This is a genomic window from Streptomyces sp. NPDC004667, from assembly GCF_040609475.1.
Lineage (GTDB): Bacteria > Actinomycetota > Actinomycetes > Streptomycetales > Streptomycetaceae > Streptomyces.
In genome coordinates, this window is sequence record NZ_JBEXKC010000185.1 from 1 (window position 1) to 4,867 (window position 4,867).

General features: G+C 71.0%; 7 protein-coding genes and 1 pseudogene. 6 read left to right on the forward strand and 2 right to left on the reverse strand.

Annotated features, from left to right (window positions below; genetic code table 11):
* Window positions 1–34: 34 nt before the first annotated feature.
* On the reverse strand, window positions 35–556 hold the full coding sequence (locus ABZW32_RS38750; RefSeq protein WP_356225477.1) for a hypothetical protein: 522 nt from the start codon (window positions 554–556) through the stop codon (window positions 35–37).
* Between the two features lie 449 nt (window positions 557–1,005).
* Here ABZW32_RS38750 and ABZW32_RS38755 point away from each other — a divergent pair, with 449 nt between their 5' ends.
* The 5 genes from ABZW32_RS38755 (at window position 1,006) to ABZW32_RS38775 (ending at window position 3,741) form a co-directional block, all read left to right on the forward strand.
* Window positions 1,006–1,692, forward strand: coding sequence for a DUF402 domain-containing protein (locus tag ABZW32_RS38755; protein ID WP_356225479.1), 687 nt, complete (start codon window positions 1,006–1,008; stop codon window positions 1,690–1,692).
* Between the two features lie 224 nt (window positions 1,693–1,916).
* Window positions 1,917–2,219: a hypothetical protein gene (locus tag ABZW32_RS38760; protein ID WP_356225481.1), complete on the forward strand. Its 303-nt coding sequence runs from the start codon at window positions 1,917–1,919 to the stop codon at window positions 2,217–2,219.
* A 249-nt stretch (window positions 2,220–2,468) separates the two neighbouring features.
* Window positions 2,469–2,915 (forward strand): hypothetical protein, encoded by a 447-nt coding sequence (locus ABZW32_RS38765; protein WP_356225483.1) that lies wholly within the window; start codon window positions 2,469–2,471, stop codon window positions 2,913–2,915.
* Window positions 2,896–3,057, forward strand: coding sequence for a hypothetical protein (locus ABZW32_RS38770; RefSeq protein WP_356225485.1), 162 nt, complete (start codon window positions 2,896–2,898; stop codon window positions 3,055–3,057). Before ABZW32_RS38765 ends, ABZW32_RS38770 begins: the two co-directional genes overlap by 20 nt.
* Window positions 3,058–3,222: 165 nt before the next feature.
* Window positions 3,223–3,741 (forward strand): hypothetical protein, encoded by a 519-nt coding sequence (locus ABZW32_RS38775; RefSeq protein WP_356225487.1) that lies wholly within the window; start codon window positions 3,223–3,225, stop codon window positions 3,739–3,741.
* Between the two features lie 68 nt (window positions 3,742–3,809).
* Here the strand turns inward: ABZW32_RS38775 and ABZW32_RS38780 are convergent.
* Window positions 3,810–4,103, reverse strand: a pseudogene (locus tag ABZW32_RS38780) (transposase); the annotation flags it as partial.
* 170 nt (window positions 4,104–4,273) lie between these two features.
* On the opposite strand from ABZW32_RS38780, the gene ABZW32_RS38785 reads away from it, so the two are divergent.
* Window positions 4,274–4,825, forward strand: coding sequence for a hypothetical protein (locus tag ABZW32_RS38785; protein ID WP_356225489.1), 552 nt, complete (start codon window positions 4,274–4,276; stop codon window positions 4,823–4,825).
* Window positions 4,826–4,867: the final 42 nt, after the last annotated feature.

Consider the following 4,867-nt stretch of genomic DNA (forward strand, 5'->3'; position numbering starts at 1 on the left):
TGAGGGCGGCTTGCCCAGCAGGAGACGGCTGGGCTCAGGAGCCGAGCGCGGGAGGGTTGCTGTGGTGGCGCAGCCGGAGCCCCAGGGGATGTTCGGCGAGGGCATCGAGCAGGATCGCGGCAACCGACCGGTCGACGGTCCGGGTGCGCTTGACCTCGTCGATCACGAAAGGCGTTCCCCGGGCCCATAGCTCGCGGGCGGCCGTGTTCATCCGCCGACTGACGACGCCCAGAGCCGTGAGGGCCGGCTTGCCGGTCAGCTCCGGGGAGATGTACTCCGCGATGACCTGGCCCCGGACACCGGGCGGGCCCGGCTCCGCGCACACCCGCCACACCACGTCCAGCTCCTCCACCGTGTGCAGCGACTCCACCCAGGACCGCACCATCTCCTCCGTCCAGGCCGGGTGGTCGTACCGGCTGGGCGGCTTCCACACCACGTCCTCCGGCAGCACCTCCGACCGACCGCCCGGCTCGGGCTGCGGCTTTCCGTAGGCCCCGCGCACGGTACGGATCGCGTCCTCGTACGAATCGGTCTCGGTGTCGATCGTGAACTTCAACGCCCACCCCTCACGCTCAGCGCACTGTGCCCGGAGGCTACCCGGCGCGCACGGCCGCAACGGGATGTTCCGGGGGAGTGGGCAATCCCAAGGGGAGCCTGGGCAAGCCGCCTCGGCTGGTGGCTTGCCCACCCTGGCCCGAGCACGCCGGGCGGGCGCCGTCGGTCACGGCCCCGCCGCGCAGTTGCCCGGTTAGGCCGCGGCTGACCGCTGGCCGGTGACCGGTCGGCGGGGGAGTTGCATGGATCGGTCACGGCGCCTGAGGTGCGGTTTGACCGATGGATCGGGGAGATCGGTCACGCCTGCCCGGGTGACCGATCTGTCCGGCGGGCAAGCCCAAGGGGAGCCTGGGCAAGCCACCCCCGGACGGCGGCTTGCCCACCCCGCCCGGGGTGGGCTGAGCTGGCCAAGCCGGGCCGGACAGCAAGGCCCGACCGGAGGAGGACGCGGTGCGCGGTTTCGAGACGGGCCAGACGGTCGTACGGCGTGACGTACACCGGTCGGGCCGGGTATGGAGCGAGCAGGCACTGCGGGTCGTCGCCGACACCGGCGAGGCGCTGGTGACCGCCTGCGCGCCCGGAGCACAGGCCCGCTGGCCCGCCCTGTACGCGCAGGCCCGCGCGGAGGGGGACCGGTCGGTGCGCACGGAGGCGTTCGACGCGATGGCGGCCGGCCGGTGGGAGCTCGCGGGCGGGGTGTGGCAGGAGACCGATCTGCTGCTGTGGAAGCCGCCTACGGCCTGGTTCAGCATCAACGCCTTCTACGTCCCCGACGGGGACGGTCGCCGGCTGCGGAACTGGTACGTCAACTTCGAGCACCCCACCCGCCGCACCACGGCCGGGTTCGACACCCTCGACCTCACCGTGGACCTGGTGGTCACGCCCGACCTCACCCGCTGGGAATGGAAGGACGAAGACGAGTACGCCCACGTGCGGCGGCTCGGCATCGTCTCCGACAGCGAGCACCAAGCCGTCGACGCCGCCCGCGGTGAGGTCCTGGCGATGCTCGCCGAACGCTCCGGGATCTTCGCGCAGGCCGAGCGGTGGGCGGCCTGGAGGTGGGAGCCGGCCTGGCCCACGCCCTGTCTTCCCCGGCCTACGGCAGCCGCGGAGAGGGTTGCAACGGAAGGGGGCTGAAGGGTTGCCTGGACGGTTGCTTTCAGCATGGGACCGAAGGTGTGACCGTGAGTGGGAGCCCGGCAAATCGGACACCGCTCGTTGTCCCAGGTCAGCCCCATTGGGCAAGCCTGTCTGCGCCGACGACACCTCTTTCCCACGCGATAGCCGTGGGGGAGAGGTCTCTTCGCATCGGAGGCCGGCGCCCGGCCCGCGATGTCGGTGGCGGCTGGAAGGCTGGCCGGATGAACGCCGATGACGAACAGCCGCTGAGAGGCCGGGTGTACGGCCACGACCACGACGCCCCCAACCCCGGCCGGCTGCCGCACCAGACGTACGCCGTTCTGGTCGGCGGGCCGCTGGACGGACTGCTGCTCGACATCACCGACCTGCGGCCGGAGGAGATCAAGGACGGCGTCGCCCTGAAGACCGAGCTGGGGCGATGGCCCGGCGGCCGGGCACTGTACGACCCGCTCCCCGGCGCACCGAGCCCGCCCGGCGGCCCGGTTGTGGTGTGCCGCTTCCACTACTCCGGCGATGCACCTTGACCGACGCGCGTCAGGCGTCGCCGATGTGGTCGAAGCCGCGCAGCATCGGCGTCAGAGCTTCATGCCCCCGACTTCATCGACTGGCAGACCCGCTACTCCGCCGCCGCTCTAGGCCGCGCCGACATCGTCTTCGTCCACAACCCCGAAACGGTCCGTCACGGCGACCGCGACCGCCTCCACGCGGAACTCCGGGCCGCCTTCGAGGTTCTCGAAGGCCTGGTCGGCTCGGGACTGATCGGCGCGTACGGGGTGGCGACCTGGTCCGGATTCACCCCGGACGCCTTCACCGTTCCGGAACTCCTCGCCCTCGCCCGCGAAGCGGGCGGCCCCGGCCACCACCTGGCCGCCGTCCAGCAGCCGGTCAGCTTGGTCATGGCCAAGCCGATCACCCGCGCACTCGACGGCCGCGGCCCCCTGGTCCAGGCCCGCTCGGCCGGGCTGCTCGCCTTCGGGTCCGCGCCCCTGCACGGTGGGGAACTCCTGGACCTGATCACGCCCGAACTGGTTGAGTTAATCCGGCCCGGAACCCACCCTGCCGCGGCCTGCCTGCTCGCCGCCGGCTCCTGCCCGAGCCTGGACGTCCTGCTGGTCTCGGCGAGCACGCCGGAGCACTGGGACGCCGCCGTATCGGCGCTGGACGACCCGCTGACCGACACGGAACTCAGGAAGGTGCTCGATGTACTCGCCCCCCGATGACGCCACCCAAGAACGGATGGAGGCCGCGCACGCCGAAGCGGCCAACCGTTGCGCGGTCGCGACGAGCCGACCGTACGCGTGGGGCTGGAACGGCCGCACCATCAGCTCCCGCGCGGGCACCGACCGCTGGCTCCGTGTCTAGGCAACCCCCGACGACCGGGCAAGCTCACGCTCACCGCACGAGGGCATCCCTGGCGCCGAGCACATCCCGGACGCCGTACCGCGCCCGCGCCTGCACGCCACCGTCCGCTGGTCCAAGGACGGCTGGACCTACGACGCCGACCTCCTCACCTACATCCCTCACCCGGTGATCTCCCCGACCGCCCCCGAACTCCTCGCCGACCCGGAGCTCACCGACGGATGGTGGACGGAGCTGCACCAAGCCATGGACGTGCTGGCTGGGACGCCGACGCAACGGGAGGCGGTCCGGACGCTGTGGATGCGCCGCTCCTTCCCGCTCTTCCTCGGCATCGACGCCCCGCCCCGCATTGAGCGCGTGACCGGGCACGGCGATCTCCACTGGGCCAACCTCACCGCCAGCCCGCTCACGATCATGGACTGGGAACGCTGGGGCAGCGTCCCCGTGGGCTTCGGCGCGGGCCTTCTCCACGCCTACAGCCTGCGCGTCCCCGCCATCGCGGCCCGCGTACGGGACGAGTTCGCCGACGTCCTCGGAACACCGGCTGGCCGGCTCGGGGAACTCGCCGCGCTCTGTGAACTGCTCCAGTCCGTCGCCCGCGGCGAATACGCCGACATCGCGGAGCCCCTCATGGATCGAGCCGAAGCCCTCACCGGCCGCAGGCCACCCGTCCCGCCCCAGCGCTGACAGGTACACCGCGTACAGCTGTGTGGGGCGACCGGCCTCACACAGCTAGGGCGCGTATTTAGTCGTGATCAAGGGCTGGTTCGGGTGAGGTCCTTGATCCAGATCATGGCGGCGCGGAGGTGGAGGCCTGCAAGGTAGCTCTCAGGCGTTGTGTCGTATCGAGTGGCGATGCCTCGCCAGGCCCTCAGCTTGTTGATCAGGCGCTCGACGGTGTTCCGTTCCTTGTAGAGGCCGGTGTCGTGGCCGACAGGCCGACCGCCCCGTGAGCCCTTCTTCTTCCAGTTGGCGGCCTGGTCCTTCTTCTCCGGGATGACCGCTTTGATGCTGCGTTTGCGCAGGTAGGAGCGGTTGCCGCGGGACGAGCTGATCCACGCCACCTGGACCGGTGACGGTGGCTGGGCCGCGCCGGTCGAGCTGGAAGGCCACGATTCCAGCACCCCCCGCTCTGCTGCCGTTCTGGGATGGCCCGGAGGGCTTCGAGTGCGAGGTCCTGTTGCTGGTCCACCGGGGTGTCGACCGGTATGAGCCGCCCATGCTGCCCGTACCGGCCGCCCCGCCCTCCTGGGAGGATGTGGCGGAGCGGGGTACTGCGGTGACCGGGGAGCTGCTGACCGCCTACGGGGCCGACGACTGGTCGCGGCTGGAGCACCAGTTCACGCTGACCCCTGCCACGATGAAGGACGGCTCGCTGGGCCTGATCGTCACCTTCGAGGCGTGGGCCCAGTATTACTGGGGCTGGCGGTGGTACCGGGAGAGCTACGGCGGCAACTACACCCCGCACCTCCAGGTCGATTTCCACCTGGCCGAGGAAGGACGGCTGGGTGCCAGGGTGGGACACGCACAGTTCTCGGGGGCCGAGGGCAACGGCTACTGGCGCTTCGAGAAGGTCTTCACCGGCGGGAAGGTGAAGGCGGGCGGCACGTACGAGGCCAGCCTGTTCACCTCCAACACGGAGAAGACCGGCGGCTACTGGCTCGGCACCAAGCCCGACCCGAGCAATTCCCGGTACGCCGTCTCCGACGAGACGTACACCCGCGTCTCCAACTTCCACAGCAGCCGGGTCACCATGAAGCTCCCCGGCTGATCTGCGGGGTGGTGGGGGGGGGGGGTGTGCGGGGGCCCCGCC

Coding starts and splice junctions, on each gene's coding strand:
- ABZW32_RS38760 (WP_356225481.1), top strand. CDS start 1,917: ATGAACGCCGATGACGAACAGCCGCTGAGAGGCCGGGTGTACGGCCAC.
- ABZW32_RS38770 (WP_356225485.1), top strand. CDS start 2,896: ATGTACTCGCCCCCCGATGACGCCACCCAAGAACGGATGGAGGCCGCG.
- ABZW32_RS38785 (WP_356225489.1), top strand. CDS start 4,274: ATGCTGCCCGTACCGGCCGCCCCGCCCTCCTGGGAGGATGTGGCGGAG.